This window comes from Butyrivibrio sp. (genome assembly GCF_017433805.1).
In the GTDB taxonomy this organism is placed as follows: Bacteria; Bacillota; Clostridia; order Lachnospirales; family Lachnospiraceae; genus Butyrivibrio.
Map to the genome: position 1 here is coordinate 1 of NZ_JAFRGN010000044.1, position 2,456 is coordinate 2,456.

Sequence of the window (2,456 nt, forward strand, 5' to 3'; positions counted from 1 at the left end):
TCATAACTATACCTCCGTTTGAATATATGTGTAAATTTAATTACTACCAATAAGGAAGTTCCGATCTCGTCTGTGTTACAGACTCGCCGGAACAAGAATTCGAACCAAACTCAAAAACACTTCGTTAGGTTCTCATTCTTTTACCGCACCAAGAGTTACTCCATGGATGAAGTACTTCTGAAGGAACGGATAAATGCAAAGGATAGGTACTGTAGAGAACATTACGATAGCTGCCTTAAGTGATTCAGCAAGACCAGGTGCTGAGAAACCTTCCTGTGTTGCTACTTCTACCTGATTGATGTTGTTGATGATGTTGTACAGAAGGAGCTGCAATGTATAGAACTTATCATCTCTCATGTACATCAGGGCATCTGAGTAACCATTCCATCTTCCTACTGCATAGAAAAGAGCCAGTGTAGCCATAACAGGCTTGGAAAGTGGCAGGTAGATCAGCACAAGGATCTTAAAGAAGGATGCTCCATCAATCTCAGCTGATTCTCTCAAACTGTCAGGAATTCCGTAAAAGAAACTCCTCATAATGATCATGTTGTAAACACTCATCACACCTGGGATGATCAGAACCAGTGGGTTACTGAGAAGTCCCAGCTTCTGCATCAGCAGGTAGTTAGGAATAGTACCTGCGTTGAAGAACATTGTGATAGTGATAAATACGTTGATAAATCCTCTTCCCTTAAGGTTCTCAAAAATAAGAGGATATGCACAAAGTGTTGTCATAGTAAGTGACAGGATTGTGCAGATAACTGCAAGGAATACTGTCCAAATAAATGCTCTGATATACTTGGGATCCTTAAGTACAGTTGCATAGGCATCAAAGTTGAAGCCATTGGGAATAATGTAAACTTCGTTTCTTACCAGGAAATCTGTTGAGCTAAGTGACTTGGCAAGAAGGTTTAACATAGGAATAACGCACATTGCGCTTACGATAAGGCAGATGATAACGAATACGATATCCCACACCTTATCTGCATTTGATTTAACTTTCATTTCTCTTGTCCTCCCTTACCAGATTCCTCTCTCACCAAGCTTACGTGAGATGAAGTTTGCCATTAACAGGAAGAACACACCAACTACCGACTGGAATAATCCCACCGCCGTTGTCAGCGAGAACTGAAGACCCTTAATACCTACCCTATATACGAAGGTTGCGATAACATCTGCAACTCTCATTACCAGGTTGTTCTGGAATGCAAATGGTCTATCAAAACCGCCGCCAAGGATGTTACCAAGGCTCATGATGAGAAGTACTACGATTGTAGGCTTGATTCCAGGAAGTGTAATGTGCCACATCTTACGGAATCTGCCTGCTCCGTCTACAGCAGCTGCCTCGTAAAGCTCTGGGTTAATGCCTGCAATAGCTGCAAGATAAATGATTGATCCCCATCCAAAGTTCTGCCAGATACCAAATCCGATATAGCTACCGATCCAATGTGTTTCATCGTTGAGGAATGGAATTGCCTCTCCGCCAAGATCCTTGATGATCATGTTAACAAGACCCGCATTAGGTGCAAGAAGCTGAAGTGCCAAGCTGTAGATGATGACCCATGAAAGGAAGTGAGGCATGTAAGCAATTGTCTGCACTACCTTCTTGTAACGTGTAAAGCAAAGTTCATTAAGAACAAGTGCGAAAATAATTGGTGCTGGGAAACCAAAGAACAGATCAAGCAAATTAAGTGTAAGCGTGTTCCTCAGCGCATACTTAAAGTCATTATTCTTGAAAGCTTTTATAAAGAACTCAAAACCATGATTGTCTGCAAGAGGAAGCTCCCAAACGCTCTTAACAAGACTGTACTTTTTGAATGCGATCTGAACATAGATCATAGGTGCGTACTTAAATACTAAAAGATACAGTAAAGGCAGAAATAACATAGCATATAGCTGCCAATATCTTTTCATATAGACGCCAAATTTGGCATTAGACTTTATCCCCGATTTTTTAGCCATTTTCTCCTCCTAAACCTTTTTACTCTTTCCCCCTGAGCGAAAAACGCTTAATATAAGATTCTTTAATGATAAAGTATAGGAATTATACATAAATACACAAAAATATGGCATTTTTTTGCATTTTCCGATATAATGTTGCACAACGAGATGTGCATTTGGGGAATTTTGTTTATAAATATTGTACATTTCTATTTTGTTTGATCTTTTTTATTTTTCACATACATTTTTCGGGGGAATAGTATGAAAAAAAATCTTGAATATCCGTACAGTATGATCGACAGGCCATACATCTGCGAGCATAAAACCGCTCGTGTTACACCTGCAGACATCAAAACTGTGCATAATCACGATGGTTACGAAATAGTTCTTTTCCTTCGTGGAGATGTAAATATCATGATAGAGCCTGAAATCTTCAAAATGAAACGTGGCGACATCTTCTTTACAAGTCCGCTGGTTTTCCACGGTCTGGATCTGGAAGATATCAGCAGCTACGA

General features: G+C 39.9%; 3 protein-coding genes. 1 reads left to right on the forward strand and 2 read right to left on the reverse strand.

Going from position 1 to position 2,456, the window contains the following annotated elements; genetic code table 11:
- Positions 1 to 132 precede the first annotated feature (132 nt).
- Complete coding sequence (locus tag IJI01_RS11455) at positions 133 to 1,005, reverse strand: carbohydrate ABC transporter permease (protein WP_292190349.1); 873 nt, start codon at positions 1,003 to 1,005, stop codon at positions 133 to 135.
- A 15-nt stretch (positions 1,006 to 1,020) separates the two neighbouring features.
- Positions 1,021 to 1,962 carry an ABC transporter permease gene (locus IJI01_RS11460; RefSeq protein WP_292190352.1) on the reverse strand — a complete coding sequence of 314 codons (942 nt, stop codon included), beginning with the start codon at positions 1,960 to 1,962 and terminating at the stop codon, positions 1,021 to 1,023.
- Positions 1,963 to 2,202: 240 nt separating this feature from the next.
- On the opposite strand from IJI01_RS11460, the gene IJI01_RS11465 reads away from it, so the two are divergent.
- On the forward strand, positions 2,203 to 2,456 hold a 254-nt coding region (locus IJI01_RS11465; RefSeq protein ID WP_292190355.1), incomplete at its 3' end, for an AraC family ligand binding domain-containing protein.

Excerpts from the sequence above, each read along its gene's own strand:
- IJI01_RS11455 (WP_292190349.1), bottom strand. The coding sequence starts at position 1,005 with ATGAAAGTTAAATCAAATGCAGATAAGGTGTGGGATATCGTATTCGTT.
- IJI01_RS11460 (WP_292190352.1), bottom strand. The coding sequence starts at position 1,962 with ATGGCTAAAAAATCGGGGATAAAGTCTAATGCCAAATTTGGCGTCTAT.